The sequence below is a fragment of the Ruegeria sp. BF12 genome (assembly GCF_056538705.1).
The window spans coordinates 83,179-103,757 of sequence record NZ_JBQFTP010000003.1; the positions used below are offsets into that span (position 1 = coordinate 83,179).

17 protein-coding genes, 1 tRNA gene and 1 pseudogene are annotated in these 20,579 nt (G+C 54.1%); 12 read left to right on the forward strand and 7 right to left on the reverse strand.

Features of this window, described 5'->3' with window-relative positions; genetic code table 11:
• Window positions 1-98 precede the first annotated feature (98 nt).
• Entirely contained in the window at window positions 99-1,406 is a 1,308-nt protein-coding gene (locus ACR0J0_RS06025) for an aminotransferase class I/II-fold pyridoxal phosphate-dependent enzyme (protein WP_480662075.1), read from the reverse strand.
• Window positions 1,407-1,503: 97 nt separating this feature from the next.
• Between ACR0J0_RS06025 and ACR0J0_RS06030 the strand changes: the two genes are divergently transcribed.
• From ACR0J0_RS06030 to ACR0J0_RS06040, 3 genes and pseudogenes are all read left to right on the forward strand, one after another.
• Window positions 1,504-2,391 (forward strand): LysR family transcriptional regulator, encoded by an 888-nt coding sequence (locus tag ACR0J0_RS06030; protein ID WP_480662077.1) that lies wholly within the window; start codon window positions 1,504-1,506, stop codon window positions 2,389-2,391.
• Window positions 2,392-2,488: 97 nt separating this feature from the next.
• Window positions 2,489-2,704 (forward strand): annotated as a pseudogene (locus ACR0J0_RS06035) (transposase); the annotation flags it as partial.
• 79 nt (window positions 2,705-2,783) lie between these two features.
• Window positions 2,784-3,377, forward strand: a complete 594-nt coding sequence (locus ACR0J0_RS06040) for a hypothetical protein (RefSeq protein ID WP_480662079.1) — start codon at window positions 2,784-2,786, stop codon at window positions 3,375-3,377.
• Between the two features lie 504 nt (window positions 3,378-3,881).
• Here ACR0J0_RS06040 and ACR0J0_RS06045 read toward each other — a convergent pair.
• From ACR0J0_RS06045 to ACR0J0_RS06055, 3 genes are all read right to left on the reverse strand, one after another.
• On the reverse strand, window positions 3,882-4,625 hold the full coding sequence (locus tag ACR0J0_RS06045; protein ID WP_480662081.1) for a HupE/UreJ family protein: 744 nt from the start codon (window positions 4,623-4,625) through the stop codon (window positions 3,882-3,884).
• Window positions 4,626-4,884: 259 nt separating this feature from the next.
• On the reverse strand, window positions 4,885-5,775 hold the full coding sequence (locus ACR0J0_RS06050) for a peptidyl-prolyl cis-trans isomerase (protein ID WP_480662083.1): 891 nt from the start codon (window positions 5,773-5,775) through the stop codon (window positions 4,885-4,887).
• 161 nt (window positions 5,776-5,936) lie between these two features.
• Window positions 5,937-6,869: a helix-turn-helix domain-containing protein gene (locus tag ACR0J0_RS06055; protein WP_480662085.1), complete on the reverse strand. Its 933-nt coding sequence runs from the start codon at window positions 6,867-6,869 to the stop codon at window positions 5,937-5,939.
• Window positions 6,870-7,025: 156 nt separating this feature from the next.
• On the opposite strand from ACR0J0_RS06055, the gene ACR0J0_RS06060 reads away from it, so the two are divergent.
• The 4 genes from ACR0J0_RS06060 to ACR0J0_RS06075 all read left to right on the forward strand — a co-directional run bounded on the left by ACR0J0_RS06060 (window position 7,026) and on the right by ACR0J0_RS06075 (window position 10,562).
• Window positions 7,026-8,297, forward strand: coding sequence for an arginase family protein (locus ACR0J0_RS06060; RefSeq protein WP_480662087.1), 1,272 nt, complete (start codon window positions 7,026-7,028; stop codon window positions 8,295-8,297).
• A 124-nt stretch (window positions 8,298-8,421) separates the two neighbouring features.
• The gene (locus tag ACR0J0_RS06065) at window positions 8,422-9,369 is read left to right on the forward strand and encodes a cation efflux transmembrane domain-containing protein (protein ID WP_480662088.1); all 948 of its coding nucleotides are present in this window, start codon (window positions 8,422-8,424) and stop codon (window positions 9,367-9,369) included.
• 103 nt (window positions 9,370-9,472) lie between these two features.
• On the forward strand, window positions 9,473-9,766 hold the full coding sequence (locus tag ACR0J0_RS06070; protein WP_480662090.1) for a DUF6538 domain-containing protein: 294 nt from the start codon (window positions 9,473-9,475) through the stop codon (window positions 9,764-9,766).
• Window positions 9,767-9,797: 31 nt separating this feature from the next.
• A complete protein-coding gene (locus ACR0J0_RS06075) occupies window positions 9,798-10,562 on the forward strand; it encodes a 3'-5' exonuclease (RefSeq protein WP_480662092.1) in 765 nt (254 codons plus the stop codon).
• 127 nt (window positions 10,563-10,689) lie between these two features.
• On the opposite strand, the gene ACR0J0_RS06080 is transcribed toward ACR0J0_RS06075, so the two are convergent.
• Window positions 10,690-12,759 carry a site-specific integrase gene (locus tag ACR0J0_RS06080; RefSeq protein WP_480662094.1) on the reverse strand — a complete coding sequence of 690 codons (2,070 nt, stop codon included), beginning with the start codon at window positions 12,757-12,759 and terminating at the stop codon, window positions 10,690-10,692.
• 184 nt (window positions 12,760-12,943) lie between these two features.
• A tRNA-Gln gene (locus ACR0J0_RS06085) sits at window positions 12,944-13,018 on the reverse strand.
• Between the two features lie 304 nt (window positions 13,019-13,322).
• Between ACR0J0_RS06085 and ACR0J0_RS06090 the strand changes: the two genes are divergently transcribed.
• A complete protein-coding gene (locus ACR0J0_RS06090) occupies window positions 13,323-14,231 on the forward strand; it encodes a haloalkane dehalogenase (RefSeq protein ID WP_480662096.1) in 909 nt (302 codons plus the stop codon).
• A 10-nt stretch (window positions 14,232-14,241) separates the two neighbouring features.
• Here the strand turns inward: ACR0J0_RS06090 and ACR0J0_RS06095 are convergent, their stop codons facing one another.
• Window positions 14,242-14,709 carry an SH3 domain-containing protein gene (locus ACR0J0_RS06095; protein WP_480662866.1) on the reverse strand — a complete coding sequence of 156 codons (468 nt, stop codon included), beginning with the start codon at window positions 14,707-14,709 and terminating at the stop codon, window positions 14,242-14,244.
• 192 nt (window positions 14,710-14,901) lie between these two features.
• Here ACR0J0_RS06095 and ACR0J0_RS06100 point away from each other — a divergent pair, with 192 nt between their 5' ends.
• From ACR0J0_RS06100 to ACR0J0_RS06115, 4 genes are all read left to right on the forward strand, one after another.
• Window positions 14,902-15,888, forward strand: a complete 987-nt coding sequence (locus ACR0J0_RS06100) for a 2-hydroxyacid dehydrogenase (protein WP_480662868.1) — start codon at window positions 14,902-14,904, stop codon at window positions 15,886-15,888.
• 66 nt (window positions 15,889-15,954) lie between these two features.
• Window positions 15,955-17,748, forward strand: a complete 1,794-nt coding sequence (ggt, locus tag ACR0J0_RS06105) for a gamma-glutamyltransferase (protein ID WP_480662098.1) — start codon at window positions 15,955-15,957, stop codon at window positions 17,746-17,748.
• 24 nt (window positions 17,749-17,772) lie between these two features.
• Window positions 17,773-19,179, forward strand: a complete 1,407-nt coding sequence (locus ACR0J0_RS06110) for an FAD-binding oxidoreductase (protein ID WP_480662100.1) — start codon at window positions 17,773-17,775, stop codon at window positions 19,177-19,179.
• A 91-nt stretch (window positions 19,180-19,270) separates the two neighbouring features.
• On the forward strand, window positions 19,271-20,515 hold the full coding sequence (locus ACR0J0_RS06115; protein ID WP_480662101.1) for a hypothetical protein: 1,245 nt from the start codon (window positions 19,271-19,273) through the stop codon (window positions 20,513-20,515).
• Window positions 20,516-20,579 lie beyond the last annotated feature (64 nt).

Here is a 20,579-nt window from a genome sequence, read left to right on the forward strand (position 1 = left end):
TTGCCTCTATGGCCGTCAAAACGGGCCATGAGGCGATCCGAGGCAGGTTCCTTAGGTCATGACAGGGATGGGGCGCAAAAGCCCCATCCGCAAAATCCTCAATGGACAAAGTGCAGTTCTGAGAAACTCTGACGCCATTCAGCAACCTCAGCGGCGATATCATCGCCTGCCAGTCCGGACGTAATCAGCGCCGCCAGTCCGCCTGCATCTTTGGACGTCATCCCCCACCGAACCAACTCGGGCGTACCGATCCGGAGACCGTTCATATCTCCGGTCACTTCTGGCGCGGGCAGACCGATTCCGCAGGCTAGGAACCCGGCACGGCGCAGGGTTTTGGACGCAGTTTGCCCGCCGCCATAGGGTGCAGCCAATACGGCAAATTGGTGCGATGCGGTAAACCCTTCGCGCCCGGCAAAGACCGGAACGCCGTTCGCATCCAGACCATCGGCCAATGCCTGCGCCATCGCGATCATCTCGGCGGCGTATTGCGAACCAAAATCCCGCCAATCCAGCATCGTCACGGCAAGGGCTGCCGACTTAGCCGCGTCGAAGTTTGCCGTCATGCCGGGGAATGCAATTGCATCGAGTTTTTCCGCGATCTCAGCATCATTCGTAACGATCAAACCTCCGGCAGGCCCGCCAAGGCTTTTGTAGGTACTCATCGTCATGAAATGAGCGCCCTCAGCCAGAGGATTTCGCCACGCCTTGCCCGCGATGATCCCACATTGATGGGCGGCGTCGAACATGACCTTGGCCCCAATCTCGTCGGCAATCTGACGGACCTCCTTCACCGGATGTTCGAACAGGTTCAGGCTGCCGCCGATAGTGATCAGCTTGGGCCGCTCTTTCAGCGCAATGGCGCGCAGGTGGTCAAGGTCGACGGTATAGCCGTAACCGTCCGTCGGGGCATCAACGGTACGCAGCCCAAAAAGACCTGCACATCCCGCCACGTGATGGGTCACGTGCCCCCCGATCGAAGCCGGTGGCGCAATGATCGTGTCGCCCGGTTTGCAGGTGGCCATGAAACCATACAGGTTCGCAATGGCCCCGGAAGGTACGCGGATTTCGGCGAATTTGGCGTCAAAAACCTCGGCGCAGAGTTCGGCAGCAATGACCTCGATCTCTTCGATGGCTTCCAGACCCATCTCATATTTATCGCCCGGGTACCCCAAAGATGGGCGCGATCCGATTCCGGAGGCCAACAGCGCTTCTGCCCTCGGGTTCATCACGTTTGTCGCGGGATTGAGGTTGAAGCATTCCTTTTCGTGGATTTCCTTGTTCCGAGTTGCAAGGTTCTCGATCTGTGCAAGCAGATCTGCCGACGATGTCTGCGACGTCTGGCTTGCGATTTTCTGAACGAGGGCCTCGGACGCAGCAGGGACCCAGTGCCGAGATTCAATTGTCATGTCTGTGACCTCCAAGTTGCCACCAGATTGAACAATCGGGGCGACATCGCAAATCAGATTTGCTATTTCTTGGCATAGAAAAACTGAGTCTTTGTCTATGGCCGTCTTACCTCGCCGACCAAAAGGGCCGCCCCTTAACGCTCTTCGTGCCTTTGAGGCCGCCGCGCGCCTAGGCAGTTTTGTCTCTGCGGCTGAAGAGCTTAGCGTTACGCCCGGCGCGGTTTCGCAACATATCAAAACTGTGGAGGCTTGGGCCGACGTGCCGCTGTTTCGACGAAATGCCCAAGGGGTCGAATTGACCTCGTCAGGGCGTCAATTGGCCAGCGAGTTCACCTTGGCGTTCGATCATCTGGCCGCCGCAACCCAAAGCTTGCGAAACCTGAGCCCGAGCGTCGAAATCCACATTGCCGCCTTGCCTTCGGTCGCGCAGCTCTGGTTACCTGCACGTTTAGGGCGGATAAGGGAATCCCGACCGGATCTGAAGTTCTCTGTTACTGCTCTGGAAACCCCGCCCAGACTGTCGCGTGAGCTGTTCGACCTGTCGGTGTTTTTTACTGTTCCCGACGGTGGGGCAAACCAGATTGTTGTCACCGAGGACGTCATATTCCCGGTTTGCTCACCGAAGCTGGCTGACAGATTTCGTTTTGCTTCTATTCCACTGCTTCATGATCAAACATGGCATGATGATTGGCGGCTGTGGTCAGAAGCAACAAGAGCAGACATCGCTGATCCGACCAAGGGCCCAAAATACTCGCTATACGGTCTCGCGGTCGAAGAGGCCAAATCAGGCGCGGGCGCCCTCATGGCGCATGCCTGTTTGGTTGAGCAAGCCTTGCGGGATGGGCACCTGTGCCGAATGTCCGCCGAGGAGTGTGCCACAGGTCAGGCATTGGTGATATTCCTTCCGCACCCGTCCAGACGACGTCCGGAAATTGATGAAATTGTCGGTCTGTTACGAGACACGGAGCGGTCCGGTCAGTGCTGACGCCGAGCAATCTAACGCCCCGCAACGATGTTAGGGTCAGGATACATTGATTTTCAAAGCGCTGCGTGATTCACGGCTCGAAAACCGGAGCGGTGATATGAGCGACCTTTTCTGGCTGACTGCTGAGCAGATGGCCAAACTTTCCCCTTTCTTCCTGCGGTCGCATGGCAAGCCACGGGTCGATGACAAGAGGGTGCTGAGCGGGATTATCTTCATCAATCGCAATGGGTTGCGGTGGCGTGACGCTCCCAAAGAATACGGGCCGCACAAGACGCTTTATAGCCGGTGGAAGCGTTGGAGTGAGAAAGGTATCGGCACCGCGCGATCCTTCCGGCTGGAGGTTGCCGGCGCCCGAACTGGAGGAAAAGGTTGCCACTCTTATCGGGCAGCATATGACACGCGCGGAGTTTCAGGCAGGCATTCTTCATGAAGCTACGACTGACGAGATTGCTGCAATCGGTGACAACCTGGCGCCTCCGAAAGAGTCGGGAAACGCAGCGGCAGGAGGTGTTTCTGGTACAGCACTGGATCTGGTTGAACGGATCGACATCTCTCCCGGTGAGGTTCGGATTTCGCTGTCAGCGGAACATCTCGCGGAGCGGATCGGCGTCGATGCAAACCGCATCGCCGAAGACCTCCTGACGTTCTCATCCCCGTTTCAACACCGCAAACGTGGGGTCGAGACAAAACTCATCATCGGCAGCGAGGTCGCGGAAACGGACGAAACCCTGCTTCGCAACATCGCCCGGGCCCATAAGTATTTCGACCTTGTGTGTTCCGGGAAAACCTTCGGCGAGATTTCTGAGGCTGAAGGCGTCTCAAAACGCCGTATTCAGCATCTGATCGAACTGTCGTTCCTGGCACCGGATATCATTCGTTCGGTTCATGAGGGCAAGCAGCCGATTGGCCTGACTTCCGAATGGCTAAAACGTCATGCCTTCTCGCCGCTCTGGGCAGAACAGCGCGAACAGTTTGCTGCCCTTTGAATACCTGCCCACGAGCTAATTCTTTCACGTTTCCAAAAACATGAAGATGATCCGGCCAATTCTCGACCGGGTCACCCCGGCTCCGTACATCAAAGCCGCATCATTGGAGATGCACCTGACATCGTTCACAGTCAAACTGCTACCGCGGAAATGGCGATTCCAGACTTTTCGCAGAAATCCCAAGTATTGCGCCGTCACTGGAGTCTGGAGTGTCGAGAAACCTCAAAACCGACCGGAAATTCCGGGCGAATTTCCGAAATTCTCCAGCGATAACAATATGTTAGCTGTGCTGGCTGGGGTGGTAGGAATCCTTGCCAACCGATGATTGTTATCGACTTTTTGGCGAAGCCTGAGAAACTGGGGCGGTTCCGGGGGCATTTTGGCTGCTAGAGGGGCCGTTCACTAGTGACGACGGGTGCTTACGACTGGTTCCGGGGGCTGACGGGTGGTCGCAGGTGCTGACGTGACAGCTTGGCCGAGAGAAAAACGTGATTTATTGAGACGCTAGAGAAATATCGCAAAAGTTCTTTCGATCGTCCAATAACTCGCAATGATACCGATTCCGTACACCACCGACATCCGAGCGTAGAATTCAGTACGTTCTGGAACTCGAAGCTGCAAAAGTATCAAACCGGCAATCAAAACTCCCGCAACGAAAACCAACTGTCCCACTTCAACGCCTATGTTAAAGAACAGCAAGGCAATTGGAACTTCTGAAGGTGGCAGTCCAATCTCAGATAGCGCGCCAGCGAATCCCAGACCGTGCAAAAGCCCGAAAGCAAATGCCACCACCCAAGGAGCTTTGCTCGCCAAAGGCGATCTTCCACGCGCTTTCCAGACAATTTCTGAGGCTAGGAAAACAATCGATAGGGCGATAGTTGCTTCTACAGGAGCTGCCGGCAATGACACAAAACCAAATGTTGCAAGCCCCAGTGTTATCGAGTGGGCAACTGTGAACGCGGTAACAGTTTTAATTAGCATCCACCATCCTTGAACAAGGAACAGAAGGGCCAACACAAAAAGAAGATGGTCCAGACCTGCCAGGATGTGTTCGATGCCGAGGATCGTGTACCGCTTGGCTGCGCGTATTGTTGAACCTGAGCCGGCCAGCCACTCATCTAGGCCAACAACCATTGCTTCTCCATCGCGTTTGACCAATCGCGTTACTGGATCTTGACCAAACCAGCGGACTGTCAGCAAAGCACCTTCACGCTTCCATGGCAGTAGCAGACTGTCTTCTGCCGTCATCGGCTCCGAGCAGCTAAACTCAAATGTTACTGAATATGATCCTCTTTCACCATTTGGGTTACCGACGAACGAGCATTGGGTTGGCAAAACTGGTGACAGTATGGCGGCCGAGATTCGACGGGGCACCTTCGAAGTTAAACGATATTCGCCCGGGATTGCTTCAACCAATTCGGCCCGATCCACACCCAGTGAATGCGCGTGTGTACCCTCGGCCGAAAATGCAAGCAGTATGGCCGACACTGCAGCGAAAAGACGAAATCTAATCACCTTCATTACCCGATGGAGGCACAATTTCGACGACGTAGTCGGATTCCACTGCCTGCAGTTCTTTGTCCATTAACTCTCGGAATTTGTCTGAAAGCCATTGTGTTCCCACCCAATCCTTAACTTCCAAGAAGTCGGGTAAACTCGGCGGATTTTCTTTGGACACTTTCAGAAAATGGACGGTTCCGGTTTGAGACAAAAATGGACCATGCCAAGATTCGCCCTTGTCCACTGTTTTTAAGATCTCTTTTGCCGTCTCCGCTCCAAACGCCTGGACGAGACGCCGTTGATCCATGTAACGAAGCGTACCACCACTATAAATGCCAGCATTGCCTTGAACTATTGCAGCGCCGGCTTCGTTCAGGTCGTTTATGACAGTTTCGGGAACATCGCCACTTGAGGCAAAAGTCACATGTTCAAAATCATAACTCAGAGGACTTTGGAACTTTTCGGAGTTGTTTTCAAAATACTCCTGCAGTTCTGCTTCTGTTGGTTCGGGTATATCCCCGGCGATAAAAAACCTCATGTTCTGCAATAAAAGTGCCCGTATGCGAGAACTGTCCGAAAAGCCGCGTTTCACAGCTTCTCGGACCAAGATTTCTTCTTCAATGAAATTTCTAACAATTTCCTTTTTTTCGACCTCGGTTAGTGGCCTTAAAAGAAGCTCAGCCTCCTGGTCAAAAAGGTATTGTTGAGTAGCTGTTTCAACCACGATCACTTCACGGTCGTCTTTTGCGAAAATTGTCTGCGCTGCGAACAATAAGCCTGCAATAATTAGGAATTGAAAGAGTGGTTCTCCGAAGATTGCTCGAACTATCTTTGTCGCGTCGGATTTGGGTTCGTTGACCGTTCTATCGGAATCATGATCTGAACTGCTTAAGGCCATGTTTGCATCCTTGAAAGTTCACCTGAAAAGCAGCCCGAAAAGAGGCATCTTCCCGCAAGTTAACAAGAGCGCCGAGTGCAACTCGGTAGATTGCCACCCCTCAATTTGTCTTCTGGTATTTCTGTGCGGCAGAGGGGAACACAAGAACGCGTGTCTCAAGTCTAACATCTTGATTCGCGCAAAGTTTCGCTTGGGTATTCTCCAAATTGCCGGCGGTAATTTCCGGCCATTCTTCCAAGGTCACCAAATCCTAGCCCAGTGGCCAAGTCGGTAACGGTACTGTCAGAAGGATCAGTCTTTCTTAGTTGCTTACGAAGTTCGATCAAACGACGTATTTCCAAGTATCCTCGCGGCGTCAAACCGAGAGACTGCCGTAAAGCGTAAAAGAGCGTGCGCCGCCCGACGCCCAACTCCCTGGAAATCAGGTCCAAATTGGGCAAGGCTTCTCCAGAGCTGTCAGCTAAGTCGTCGAATGCCTTCAACAACTTGTACCTACTGGTAAGTTGCAAATCAGCGGATGAGTCTTCGAGCCACGGATGCAAGACGGGTTCGAGGGCGTCCAATATAGCCTCTCGTGCATCAAATATTTTCGATAGGTTTGGAGGCTCATTTACGGGCGCCGCCAACTCAGTGGCGCGCTGGCACATGAATTTGAGCTGTTTCAAATGTTCAGTTGGTACTTTAGAAAGTGGCGCTCCGCGGAAATTCCACCCTAGATCGACAGAAATTTCTTTGGAGACACTGATTTCTAGCGTTTTCACAGGACCGAGAAACACATAGTCCATTTCTTGGCCAGGTCGAAACAACATTGCGTAACCTGGATCAAGTTCGCGACCTAGGGAAACTACACCCTTTGGTGCGTCAATTACGAAGCCAAAATGTACCCTTCCATCATCAGACATTTGATCTTGCCATCTGCAATGAGCAAATCCATGCGCCCAAAGCAAGGACACGCCATCTAATTCAACAACGCAGTAGCTCAATTTCGCCGAGCCCGGAGAAAACTGAGTGTAGCCAGGAATCATACCTGTGGTCTGATACAAAAACTCCGAAATATCTTCGGCTTCTTGCAGACAGATTTGTTGTACGCGCATGGGCCCTAATCGTACGGAAATTGGTCGGGTCGGCAAGATTTTTGTTAAATATTCCTATGTTTGCACAAATTACGTAGCCCACACACATGTTTGGGGGTCAAATCGAGATTAACTTTACAATTCTTCTGTTTAACAGTGCATCGGAAAGGGCAAGCGATGAAGTTCAGCGATTTGTTGATGACTAGTGCAATTGCGGCGGCATTAGGTGTATTCCCCGTTAAAGGCTCCGCGCAAATGCTAAAAGACATAGTCGATGCCGCTCCTCAGGAAGAGCCTGCTCCTATGCCGCATGTCGTTCCCGATGATCCTTCCAAGATGAATATCCGGCAAGACAAATCTACGAATATTTGGAGAGAGCTGAGAGATCCGGAAAGAAACCCGCAAGGGGCGGGGCCAATAGACATACAGCGGTACCAATTACAGATGGAGCCAATCGGAATTCAGACCTTCTTTAAGCTTCCAGTGGCTTTGACGCCAGAAGATTTGGTTGCCGGTGAAATCGACGTAGCAATTTTTGGAGCGCCGACCGGAGCTTTGCCTCACTCGGCTGGCAATATGTGGGCACCCGCAGAAGTGCGTTATAACAGAGACTACGGGGGCTATGGGGATCCAAAGTTCCCTCTGAGTTGGGTGGAATACGAAACTTTGATAGCGCCATTTTCAATCATCAACGCGGTTGACTACGGTGATGCCGGAATGAACGCATACAACCAAGCGCACACTTTAGAAGAAATTCGCAGAATGACGCGCGAAGTTGCTTCGATTGGGGCCGTTCCATTTATTGTTGGCGGAGATCATTCCGTTCCCAACGGTACTTTCCGCGGCATCGTTGACGTCTATGGGCGCAATAATGTTGCTTTCGTACATTTCGACGTCCATCTCGACCGAGGCCAGGGAAAGTTTGGCGCTTTCTACCATTCTGGCAGCTTTATGACCCTCGCTGTAGAAGAAGGATTGGTGGACGGAAGCAATGTCATCCAATACGGCATGGCCACTCCTGTTTTTGGAGAAGGCGACTGGGACCAAGTCCAAGCCGAAGGTGGGAAAGTCTATCATATTCATGAGATCCGCAGGGACGGTGTGGAAGAGACCTTCGACAAGATTTACGAGGATCTTAAGGATATTGATCTGGTGTATGTCTCGTTTGACATCGACACCTTTGACATGAGCTATGCACCGGGCACAGGATCATCCTCTCCTATTGGGTCACACCCAGAAGACCTGTTCCCAATGCTGCGGGAGTTCGCTGCACGAAAAACAATCGTCGGCGTGGATTTTGTCGAGTTCAATCCGTTTTATGACAATAAGGGCCAGCAGACTGCGCGACTTGTACGACGAACCATGTTTCAGTTCCTAACTGGTATCGCGATGAGAAAAGAAGGAATGGACCCTGAGTTTGTGCATCCGCGTATCTCGGGTGAACCCTAATTTGAGAACTTCACGGAGCTTATTTTGTTGACGCACACCGGGTCACAATGCTCCGGAGTGTGTCGCAGTTTGCAGTAAGGTCTCATGGTAATGGTCTTGTTCAAAACAACTGGTGAATATTTCGATGTCGGCAGCAGTCGATACACTTGAAACCTCTGCTCTCCGGGTGGGCATGGCCGGAAATTTGGCCATGGGATTTGCCGGAATCTTGGCTTCGGTCCTTTCGAACTCACAAGCATTGCTGGTCGACGGGTTGTTTTCATTGGTCGGCTTTTTTGCTGCTATCTTAGCAGTTCGTGTCGGTCGCCAATCTTCGGCCCGTCCGGATGAGAATAGGCCGTTGGGCTACGCAGCTGATGAAGCGGTATTCACGACTTTTCGCGCCTTGTCTCTTCTCGGCCTTGTGGTGTTTGCTTTTACCAATGCAGTTGCCAAGATCGCCTCCTATATCGGCGGTACGACGCCAGCCCCGGTTAAATTTGAGGTTATTGGTGTTTACACTATCCTGATTTGCCTAATCTGTGCTGGTTTGTGGGCAAACCACCTTCGATGTTGGAAGCAAACTGGTAAGCAAAGCGACATCTTAAGGCTAGAGTCCCGCGCGGCTGCATTCGACGGCGTCATTACTGGAACAGCAGGCGTGGGTTTCGCACTGGTGTTTTTTTTGAAGGACGGACCGCTGGCGTTCGTTGCGCCAATTGGAGATTCCATTATTGTAATTTGCCTTTGCCTTGTTGCCTCTGGAACATATTGGGCCGATTTCAAAAACAGTCTTGGAGAGTTGGTCGGAACGTCCGCTTCCAAAGACATCGTAGACGAAGTGCGCAAGACGGCAGAAGACTTATTGGCCAATAAGGACATCGAAATCCCAGATGTCATTGTTCTCAAAGCCGGCCGAACTCTCTCCGTTGTTGTGTTTATAAACCCACATGGCGCAGTTATGAGCTCCACAATTGATGAAATCTCCATCACACTTAACAGTGAACTGAACACCCGTTTCGCGCGCGCAGAGGTATTGGTCGTGGTCTCTGAGATCGGACGCCAAGTCTTTGGCGCCGCATCGAAAAATTAAATATCTGATTTATGTTTGTTAAAGGGACAATGTCCCAAGTCCGTGAGGCAACGTTTTCATTTTTCTCCTTCATTCAATTTTGTCTGCGGTATCGGTCGTTCAAATGAAATCTTATTTCTACTGCGCGGCGAATAACGGGTTTGTCCGCAAAACCGCCATCCGCGGAGAAAACCTGAACGTCCAGGCGCTGAAGCAGAGCCTCAAGACTGGAGATCGTAACACTGCCCGTGTCCGAGCCGCTGAAGTTAATGCCCGGTTCGAGACACTGGTTGAACAGGTGCGGTCCCAAGCAGAGGAGACTCTGTCTGCCCCAGAGAGCAACGCTGACGTTCCTGAATGGGTTGACCAGCCGGAGACTTCTGCTTCGGGAATTCACCCGCGTAAAGGCAAAGCTTGAGGAGGAAGGCAAGACTACGCTTTCCGGGGTTATGCATCGTCTTGCTCAAGAAAGACGAGAATTTCCATATACCCATGTTATCGTGGACGAAGCTCAAGATATCTCTACTCCAGAGCTTGTGCTGCTCTCCAGTATTGCCGGAGAGAAAGACAATGGTCTGTTTTTTGCAGGAGATATAGGTCAGCGCATATTCCGATCGCCTTTCCCCTGGAAGTCAGCCGGCGTTGATATTCGCGGGCGATCGAGGAGTCTGAAGGTCAACTACAGAACCTCCCACCAAATTCGTGAAAAATCAGATCAGCTTTTGCCGACGCGTCTGATCGAAGCTGATGGTGGAGAGGACCGACGTTTGGGTATCACTTCCGTGTTTCATGGGCCTCAGCCTGGTCTTCATGTATTTGAAACACAGGAAAAGGAAGCCCAGGGCCTGCAGAAATGGATTAACCAGCGATTGCACGATGGTTTTGACCCAAGCAGTATGGTGATCCTTGTAAGATCCGATGAACAGTTTGATCGAGCTCAGCGAGCAGTGCCAGAAGGGATTGAGATACCCATCATAAGTATGCACGAAGCGAAGGGTCGGGAATTTAGGGCGGTTGCCGTTATGGCGTGCGACGCGGATGTAATACCGAGTGAGCAGCGACTTCTTTCTGCCGCAGATGAACCCTCATTGAAGGAGGTATTCGACACGGAAAGGCACCTGCTCTATGTCGCGGCGACACGCGCAAGAGAGCAACTATGGGTCTCTGCCTGTGAGCCACCTTCTGAATTCCTGGAGGATCTTTTGGAGCTTTAGGCGGTGACCGTAGGTGATCCTTTGTTACGAGCTGCAAGTGGTGTCCAGGGCTGACAAGCGTGCACCTCTTTTCTCGGAGCGCTGAAAGACTACGCAGCGCCAGCGGACATCCACTCGCGAGTGTTCATCAAACAACGTGTGCGTAAGCCATCAGACTCTCGATAGCTTGACGACGTTGAGGCGTGTTTGGAAGGCAAAGGTGGTAGTCTTCGCTGATTTTGCGGAGCCTGACGGCCAGTTCCGTTGATGTGCAGCTTGTTTCCTTACCGATCTGGTATTTGCTGGGGTGCACACCAAAACTTTGCGCATGTACCAGAACTTTTCCGCACTGCGTGGATTTGATCCGAACTACTCTGGCGGTTTCATCGATATCAAGTTCAACTTCAACATCGGCGGTCGGTTTGGCGAGAAGGTCGCAACTCTTGATGATCGGGTGACCCAAAGATTCCGAAAAACCGACCGTCACCTTGAGATCAAACTTGTCCAGCTCGGACTTCAGCGTCGACACATTTCGTCGAGTGTAGGAGCGATTGATCGTGTTGCCCCCAGCGTGGCCGGCAATTGCCTGGCGACGGTTTTCAGGTACGCCGGCGTCTTCGAGCGCGCTGCTCATTGTCTTTCGCAGCGCGTAAAAGTCCTCATGCCAATCTGCGATACCCAAGTGGGTGAATAGTGTCTTCAGCTGCTTCCCGAAGTTTCCGGAGATGGCCGCAATGTCAGCGCCTTGCGCCGGAGAAGGAAACAGAAGGCGCTGTAGTGCGGGCAATGAATGAACCCACTCTACAAAGCCCATGTCGATCAGGAGTTGCGGCAGCGGTAGCACCCGTTTGGAGTCACTCGTTTTGACGCGATGTTCCGCCGTGATCCCCAGTCGAAGACTCAGAACACCGTCATGGACAATCAAGTCGGTCTTTTTAAGTTGCAGGACTTCTAAAATACGACTGCCGAGCGTCATGACCAATAACGGAACCCAATATTTGGCGTCACGAATGATCATTGGCCCGGGCTTCCAACGACGGGAATCGGAACTGCAGCCGGTGTAGACGGGTGACATGAGGAGTGTTTTCAGACGTTCTTGCGACCAGGAGTCACGCTCCTTTGGTTTCTCTTTTCGGAAGAACAGTGGGTCTTTGTTCTTTTCGTTCAGCACTTTGATGTGCTGTTGCATTTTGTTTTTCGTCAAAAACCGGATTTGCCCTTTGTATCCAAGCGTTTCCTGAGCGTTTCGAAAAATGGCGTGCAGCCGGTCGAGGTGGTGTCCGACCGTGGTCATGGCCAACCTTGGGATTAGGACTTCAGCGAGGCGAGCACGTTTTTCTGGTAGTGGGAGCAATTCGTCTGCTTCTATTTCGGCGCGCATTGCAGCATCATTGAGATCCGCTATTTCAACTTCTTCACGCTTCGTTGGATTCGGGCGATCTTTAACGAAGCGATTGTTGCCGTGCTTCTTCCCGTGCAGTGCTGGTATCCGTTGAACGAACCACATCAGGTCTTTGACGTGCTCAGTCGTGACTGTTGACAGAGCGATATCCCCCCAAAATTCGAGTGCGATGGCGCCTGTGGCCGCATATTTGTTTGCCATATCTTGTGAGGTTGCGTTGGCCACAGCGCTCTCAATAGCTCCGGACAACATGATTTCTCCCTCAATGAAGCGGTCAAAATCCCTGTTCTCGTCTTCTGTGAGAAGATTGGACGCGGCAACTCTAACGTCTTCACCGTCGAGCACGTCGATTTCAACCTCATTGATTTGTCGTTGCTGGGCGACTGCCCGTCGACCAAGATCTGCCGATACCGGCGTGGCTACAGGGATGGAAATTGTTTCCCCTGCCGCAAGCAGCGCTGGTTCGGTGCTGGACCAGTCGCGCTTTCGCATCGCTGCTTTGAGAACTTTATTTTCGTTTTCCAGTGCTTCGATGCGGGCGTTTGTCTCCTGATCAGAAAGCCCACAATCAGCATTTTGTTCCTTCAGAATACGATTGAGTTCAGCGCGGAGCATCTCTTTCAGTAAGGCAATTGCCTGTTCAGGTGTTATCTCTTTTTTGTTCAGTGCGTTCACGATTTCCGGTTCCCTCTGCTCGTAAACCGCGAGCAGGCATCCAGCCCGCACTACGGCGTCGAGCGGTAGGTCGGTTTGCAGTGAAAAACGCAGAAATCGGTTTGATGCGCTGTACAATATTTTTTTTGGCAGACGCTTCATGAAGTAATAAGTGCGGCCACGCCTCGTAAGATAGGGGCCGACACGAGCGCGTCGCCTGGGTCGAAATCCGATCTTGGAGTGGCGAGTGTGTATCCCACATTGTATCCCACCATCGGAGGCATGGGATACATGTCGGCTTGAAGGGGTGGATTTCCCCTTATTTTGTTGTTCTTTCGGAGAATGGTGGCTGGGGTGGTAGGATTCGAACCTACGATACACGGTACCAAAAACCGCTGCCTTACCACTTGGCTACACCCCAACAGTGAGGCGCTGTCTACGATTGTTGATCGGCGGGTTCAAGGCCTTTCCGACAAAAAATCAGCGCGGTTTGAAAAAAATCTGAAGGACACTTTTGACGGTCTACGAGTGGCTTGTTTTCACGGCTTCCTTGTTCGATCCTTCAGTCTGATTATCGCCTGTGCCCGCTCTTCTATTGCTGGGCAAAAGATGCGTGCACTTCAGTGAACTCTGTGGAGCACGGGTTTTGAATAATTTTTTCAGCGGGTTAGGCGATTTTGATACCGCTTCGGTGGACCATCGGAAGTAATCAGAAGGGAGTGACCATGGAGTTTTTGCGCACACCTGACGCTCGGTTTCAGGGGTTATCCGACTACCCGTTCAAGCCGGTTTACACGCAGATTGACAACACTGAGGGCGGCCAACTGCGGATACATCATGTGGATGAGGGGCAGAGAAATGCCGATCCAATTCTGATGATGCATGGTGAACCCAGCTGGTCCTACCTTTACCGCCATATGATTTCGGGATTCGTCGCGCGCGGGCGCCGGGCGGTTGCACCCGATCTGATCGGGTTTGGCCGCTCTGACAAGCCAACTGAACGCGGTGACTACTCGTATGAGCGACACGTCACTTGGATGGGCGAGTGGCTGCGCTTGGTTGACCTGCGCAACATCACACTGGTTTGTCAGGATTGGGGTGGCCTGATTGGGCTGAGGTTGTGGGCCGAAATGCCCGATCGATTTGCGCGCATTGTTGTAGCCAATACAGCGCTGCCGACCGGAGATCAGCCGATGGGTGAAGCGTTTGAAAACTGGCGAAGGTTCAGTCAGGACGTGCCGGAGTTTCCAGCCGGAGGAATTCTGAAAGGGGGAACGGTTTCGTCCCTGTCCGAGGAGGTCATCGCAGCTTATGACGCACCGTTTCCCGATGAAAGCTACAAGGCCGGTGCGCGGCAGTTTCCGATGCTGGTGCCAGCTTCGCCAGATGATCCGTCCTCGGGCCCGAATCGCCGCGCGTGGGACGTGATCCGTGGATTGCAGACCCCGGTGCTGACTGCGTTTGGGGCAGATGACAAAGTTATGGCCGGAATTGACAAGGTGTTTCAAAAGTTATGCCCGGGCGCTGCAGGGCAGCCGCATGTGATTTTGCCAAACGCAGGTCATTTTCTGCAGGAGGATGTCGGCCCGGAACTGGTGGATCTGACCTGCGACTTCATCGCGCGAACATCTTGATCCGCGGTGGTTATTCGCGGATTTCAGCGGGGTCCACGCCCCAGAGGTTCGATTTCAATGTCCAGCCGCGATAACCTCCGGCCGAGATTTGGCACCAATCCAACGAGCAACTGCCCAGCCGGGCCACGACGCCGGATTCGAATTGCGCGCTGACCGGCGCTTTGGGGTCGGGGTTGGAGTAAACAGGCAGCATTTCGGATTCGATCAACACGGTCCTTACGCCGGACAGCAACGCATAGTGGACCCACCCTCCGGCCCCGTCGCGATCCTGAACCTTGCGCCAGTTGCCGTATTCGGCGGTGATCTGCAGCGGCATACCCCGCCGTTTGAACACCCAATCGATTCGATGCGTTAGTGACGGACCCCGGCGCACGTTGCCTTCGGCTGCCTTCATCGAGACATATCGTGGCAGCGGGAGGTTGGTGACAGGCCCGCGTTTGTCCTGCGCGTTGGCAGGCAAACTGCTGAACACGGTCAGAAAAACGGTGAATACCGCCGGAACAAGGCGTTTTACGGGTAGAAAGCCACTCACTTACGGTCTGCTCTTGTGCCTGTTGATCTTGGTTCGAAAAAAGGTCGACTCAATGTCTATGGGGTTCTTGTGCCCCGCCTTATCCTGCGCCACGATGCCATGGCGCGCGAAGGTTTGCAAAGCAGTGGGAGTGCAGAGGTGCCAAGAGAACGTCTGAGTGTTGTCGTTACGCGACGGTTGCCCGAGGCGGTTGAAACCCGGTTGAGCGAATTGTTCGATGTACAATTGCGCGACGATGACAACCCAATGACCCGCGAAGAACTGGTTGCGGCGGTAAAAACAGCTGATGTGTTGGTGCCGACAGTAACCGATACGATTGACGGTGGTTTGCTGGGGCAGGCGGGTGAGAACCTGCGCCTGATCGCGAATTACGGGGCTGGGGTCGACAATATCGACGTCTCGACCGCCCGACAGAGGGGCATTCTGGTGTCCAATACTCCGGGTGTTCTGACCGACGATACTGCGGACATGACCATGGCGCTTATTCTGGCGGTAACCCGCCGAATTCCTGAAGGCCTGTCCGTGATGCAGAAAGGCGATTGGGCCGGTTGGGCACCGACTGCTTTCCTGGGTGGCCGGATCGGCGGGCGTCGCCTGGGTATTTTGGGCATGGGGCGCATTGGTCAGGCCGTTGCGCGCCGCGCCAGTGCGTTTGGAATGCAGGTACATTACCACAATCGCCGCCGTCTGCGCCCCGAAACGGAACAGGAGCTGGAGGCGACCTATTGGGAAAGCCTCGACCAGATGGTGGCGCGGATGGATGTCATTTCCATCAATTGCCCATCAACACCGTCGACCTTTCACCTGATGAACGCACGGCGGCTGAAGCTGATGAAACCGTCGGCTGTGATCGTGAATACCTCTCGGGGCGAAGTGGTAGATGAAAACGCGTTGACGCGTTTGATCCGCTCGGGCGAAATCGCCGGGGCAGGTCTGGACGTCTATGAACACGGAACAGATGTGAATCCGCGCTTGCGGCAATTACCGAACGTTGTCTTGTTGCCCCATATGGGATCGGCCACGATGGAAGGTCGGATCGAAATGGGCGAGAAAGTTATTATTAATATCAAGACATTCGAAGACGGGCACCGCCCGCCGGATCAGGTGGTTCCCGCGATGCTTTGACGGGGTTCCGCCTGCGCTTCAAGGCGGACCCGGCTTTTTGGAACACGCAATTTTCAGGAGGATACAATGAAACGAGGTCTGATTTCGGGGTTGTTTTTGTCGGCGATGGTTGTGGCAGCGCCATCCTTCGCTCAGGAAACCGCGGATGCGGTTGCCCCTGAAGGTGCGTCCGAAGGGCAGGTTCAGGGCCTTACCGAAGAGGTTATCGCCGCACTTGAGGCCAAGATGGCCGGACAGCCGGTCACCTCCGAGAATTGGATGGTTGCCGCAGCGAACCCATTGGCGGTTGAAGCCGGCGCAAAGGTGCTGCGGGCCGGTGGCTCGGCAGCAGATGCGATGGTGGCCGTTCAGGTTGTGCTCGGGCTGGTCGAGCCGCAGTCCTCGGGGCTTGGTGGCGGGGCGTTTCTGGTCTGGTACGACGCTGCGACGGGTAAGCTGACCACGCTGGACGGGCGCGAGACTGCACCGCTTGAAGCAAACCACAGGCTGTTTCACGATGAAAATGGCGAACCGCTGAAATTCTTCGATGCGGTCGTCGGCGGGTTGTCAGTCGGTACCCCCGGCACACCCGCCTTGTTGGAAGAGGCGCACCGGCGCTGGGGGCGCAGCCCATGGCCCAGCCTGTTTGCCGATGGCATTAATTTGGCCGATGAAGGTTTCCTTGTCTCGCCGCGTCTCGCCAGCTTGGTCGAGAAGGATGCCGAACGCCTGTCGCGGTTTCCTGTAACGGCAGAATACTTCCTGCCTGGAGGTAAGCCACTGGAGCAGGGGCAACGCCTGACGAACCCGGCTTACGCCAAAACGCTGCAGACTCTGGCAAGCGAAGGGTCTGCAGGTTTTTACGGTGGCGAAATAGCAGCGGGTATCGTCAGTACCGTTCGTGGTGCCGAGGGCAATCCTGGGGTTCTGTCGGGTATCGATCTGGCGTTGTATCAAGTGATCGAGCGCGAGGCGGTTTGCGCCACTTATCGCGCGTACGAGGTCTGCGGTATGGGGCCGCCATCGTCGGGTGCGCTGACCGTCGGTCAGATCCTCGGCATGCTGGATGGCTATGATCTGGCGGCCATGGGCCCCGAGGACGCGAATGCATGGCGTCTGATCGGAGATGCATCGCGTTTGGCTTTTGCGGATCGCGGCCGTTACATGGCGGATCACGACTTTGTCCCTATGCCGACACAAGGTCTGGTTGATCCTGCGTATCTGTCCGACCGGGGTGCGCTCTTGGGCGGTGAGGCTGCGCTGACAGAGGTCACGCCGGGCAACCCCGAGTTTGATCATGCGTCAAACTGGGCCGATGATGTCTCTATCGAGTTGCCTTCGACCTCGCATATCTCGATCGTCGACCAATATGGCAACGTCCTGTCGATGACGACGACGATTGAAAATGGCTTCGGGTCACGCCTGATGACCAACGGATTCCTGCTAAACAACGAGCTGACGGATTTCTCGTTCAAAACCCACAGCGATGGCGTGCCGATTGCCAACCGGCTGGAACCGGGCAAGCGTCCGCGTTCGTCGATGAGCCCGACGATTGTGATGCAGGACGGCGCGCCTGTCTTGGCCATCGGATCACCGGGCGGCAGCCGTATCATTGGTTATGTGGCCAAGTCGATCATCGCCTGGGCCGATTGGGATATGGACGTGCAGCAGGCTCTGTCGCTTCCGCATCTGGTCAATCGCTTCGGGACTTATGATGTCGAAGAAGGCACGGCAGCTGAAGGTTTCTCGGACGCGTTGATCGAGCTTGGGTTCGAAGTGAACCCACGGGATCTGACCTCGGGCCTGCATGCGATTGAAATTGGGGATGTGCTGGTCGGTGGTGCCGATCCGCGCCGTGAAGGCATAGCGCTGGGCGAATAGTCCTTCGTTTTAAAGGGGATAGACATGGTGCAGGCAGTGGATTTGCCGCGAAACGAGGTTGGGATTGAGGCCGCTGTCGGCATTCTGAAGCAGAAGTTTGGTGACAGGCTGCAAACCGGACAGGCGATCCGCGAACAGCACGGCCATACGACCACCTGGATCGAAAACCAGTCCCCGGACGCCGTGGTCTTTCCGCGATCGACGGAAGAGGTGTCGGAGATCGTCAAAACCTGCGCGACCCACAAAGTGCCGGTGATCGCCTTCGGCACTGGCACGTCGCTGGAAGGCCATGTGAATGCGCCCGCTGGCGGTATCTCGGTCGACTTGTCCCAAATGAACAAGGTGCTGGCCGTTCATCCCGGAGATTTGGACTGTGTGGTGCAGCCTGGTGTGACGCGTGAAGACCTGAATACGCATCTGCGCGACCAGGGCTTGTTCTTCCCAATTGATCCCGGCGCAAATGCCTCATTGGGGGGGATGGCCGCGACGCGGGCGTCCGGTACCAATGCAGTGCGCTATGGCACGATGAAGGACAATATTCTCAGCCTCGAAGCCGTCATGCCGGACGGGCAGATTATCCGAACCGGTCACCGGGCCAAGAAATCCTCGGCCGGTTATGATTTGACCCGTCTGCTGATCGGCGCAGAAGGGACGCTGGGCATCATCACGGAACTTACACTGCGCCTTCAGGGTATCCCAGAGGCGATCAGCTCGGCCCGCTGTTCATTCCCCACTGTGGATGCGGCGTGTCAGGCGGTCATGATGACCATTCAGTATGGCGTACCCGTCGCCCGGATCGAGCTGCTGGACGAAATGTCGGTCAAGGCCGCCAATGCCTATTCCGGCCTGAGCTTGCCTGAAACACCACTGCTGCTGCTCGAGTTCCACGGGTCGGAAAGCAGTGCGGTCGAGCAAGCCGAGACCTTCGGTCAGATCGCAGAAGAGTTCGGCGGCACCGATTTTGCAGCAACCTCAACGACCGAAGAGCGAAATAAACTCTGGCAGGCGCGGCACGACATGTACTGGGCTTGCCTGCAGTTGCGTCCAGGCGCGCGGGGGATTTCCACCGACGTGTGCGTTCCGATTTCCAGATTGGCCGAATGCGTGACAGCAACTCAGGACAAGGCGAGTGAACTTGGGTTGATGGCGCCCATGGTCGGACATGTTGGCGACGGGAACTTCCATACTCTGCTACTGATCGACATGGAGAACGCCGAAGAGGTGGACAAGGCCGAAGACTTTGTCGGATGGCTGAACGATCTGGCCATTTCGATGGAGGGCACTTGCACGGGGGAGCATGGAATCGGACAGGGTAAACGGCCCTATCTGGTCAAAGAACTTGGTCCGGCAGTTACATTTATGGAGGCCATCAAAAAGGCGCTGGACCCGGATAACATCATGAATCCCGGAAAGATTTTGCCAGTACCGTAACGCTTCGAAATTTCGTCTCGAAGCCACAAGTGCGCCCAAATTAATCATTATCAATTGCGGATAAGAGCAGTGATTGATTTTGGGGATTGAAATGGACGCATTAAGGTTCATTGGATTTGGGTTGATTGTGGTCCTGGTCGTAGCTGGCCTGGATTATTTTCAGCAGGACAAAAAGTCGGAAGGCACACTTTCCTTCAATGGGTATGTCGAAACGATCTCTGAACGATTCGACCGGAGCCAACAGAAGCGCGAGGCAAAAAAGGCTGATCGCGAGCGTCAGAAGCTGTGGGATGTGGGGGCCAAAAGCTATTTGCCCAAGCCACCGGTCGGGTGGACACAACATGCCATGACCGAAGCTGACAACAGCGCGGTTTCCACGGCTCTGACCGAGTTTGACCTGACACCGCTAATCAGTTCCGTCAGTGGCCCGGCTGAGTTGGTCGCGCTCAATAACGCTGGGGAAGAAGGCGTGATTCGTAAACTGGATGAGACTGGCGCGGTGTATTCAAACGATTCAGAGGTTATCTGGCTTGATATCTCGCTCAAACCAAAGTCCGCCCGCAATACTATGGCCGGGCTGGCTTTGAGTGCGCAGAGCGAATTCCTTGGAGGCATGAAAGTTGAGGAAGGCTATGCGGTGATCGACGGTGTGGCATTCATGGAAACCACTGGAAATCTGCTGGATAACGACAAAATGCCAAGGTATCGCGCGTTCACAGGTCGAATCGGTTTTGATCAGGAGGTCGTCATTCGCCTTCATACAGATGCCAACGACGCGACGATCCGCGACTTTCTGGGCCGGATCGATTACGCGGGCCTGAACGAGCTGTTGCCGCTGCCTGCCCTGGTTGTCGGCAAGGGGATTGATGTTCCTCTGGAACAACAGTCTCAGATCGCGGACGAAATGCACAAGCTCTACGAAGCGATGCAAAATGCGCAACTCAAACTGGGGCAGGAAAAGCTCAAAAATCTGGATGCTGCCTCTGTAATGGTTAACACTTTGGCCAGTTCTGGGTTCAATTCCGAGGGCGTGGTGGACATTACGAATGGCAAAGTGTTCGAAAACCAGGAATTGTCGCAGCTGGCTTACATTCGCACGCAGGATCTGTTGCTGGAATCTGCCCTTAGCAAGGCCGAACCCGCGGTGGCCAGCGCGGGTGGCGACGGTGGGTTTTTCCAGAGTCTCATGAACAAGGCGTTCAAGGCAAAAGCCGGAACAGATGGATCCCAGCAAAAGGCTCCATCGCAAGAGGTGAAGGTTCGCAAGGGCGGTCTGGGTACATCGTCCTGCGCAACGCTGGGCAGCAGCAAACGGTGTTCGGTGGGCGGCAACTGACACCTAATACGCAAAATCGACGACCCGTGCCGCGCGCGGGTCGTTTTTTTTCTATCACTGGTCG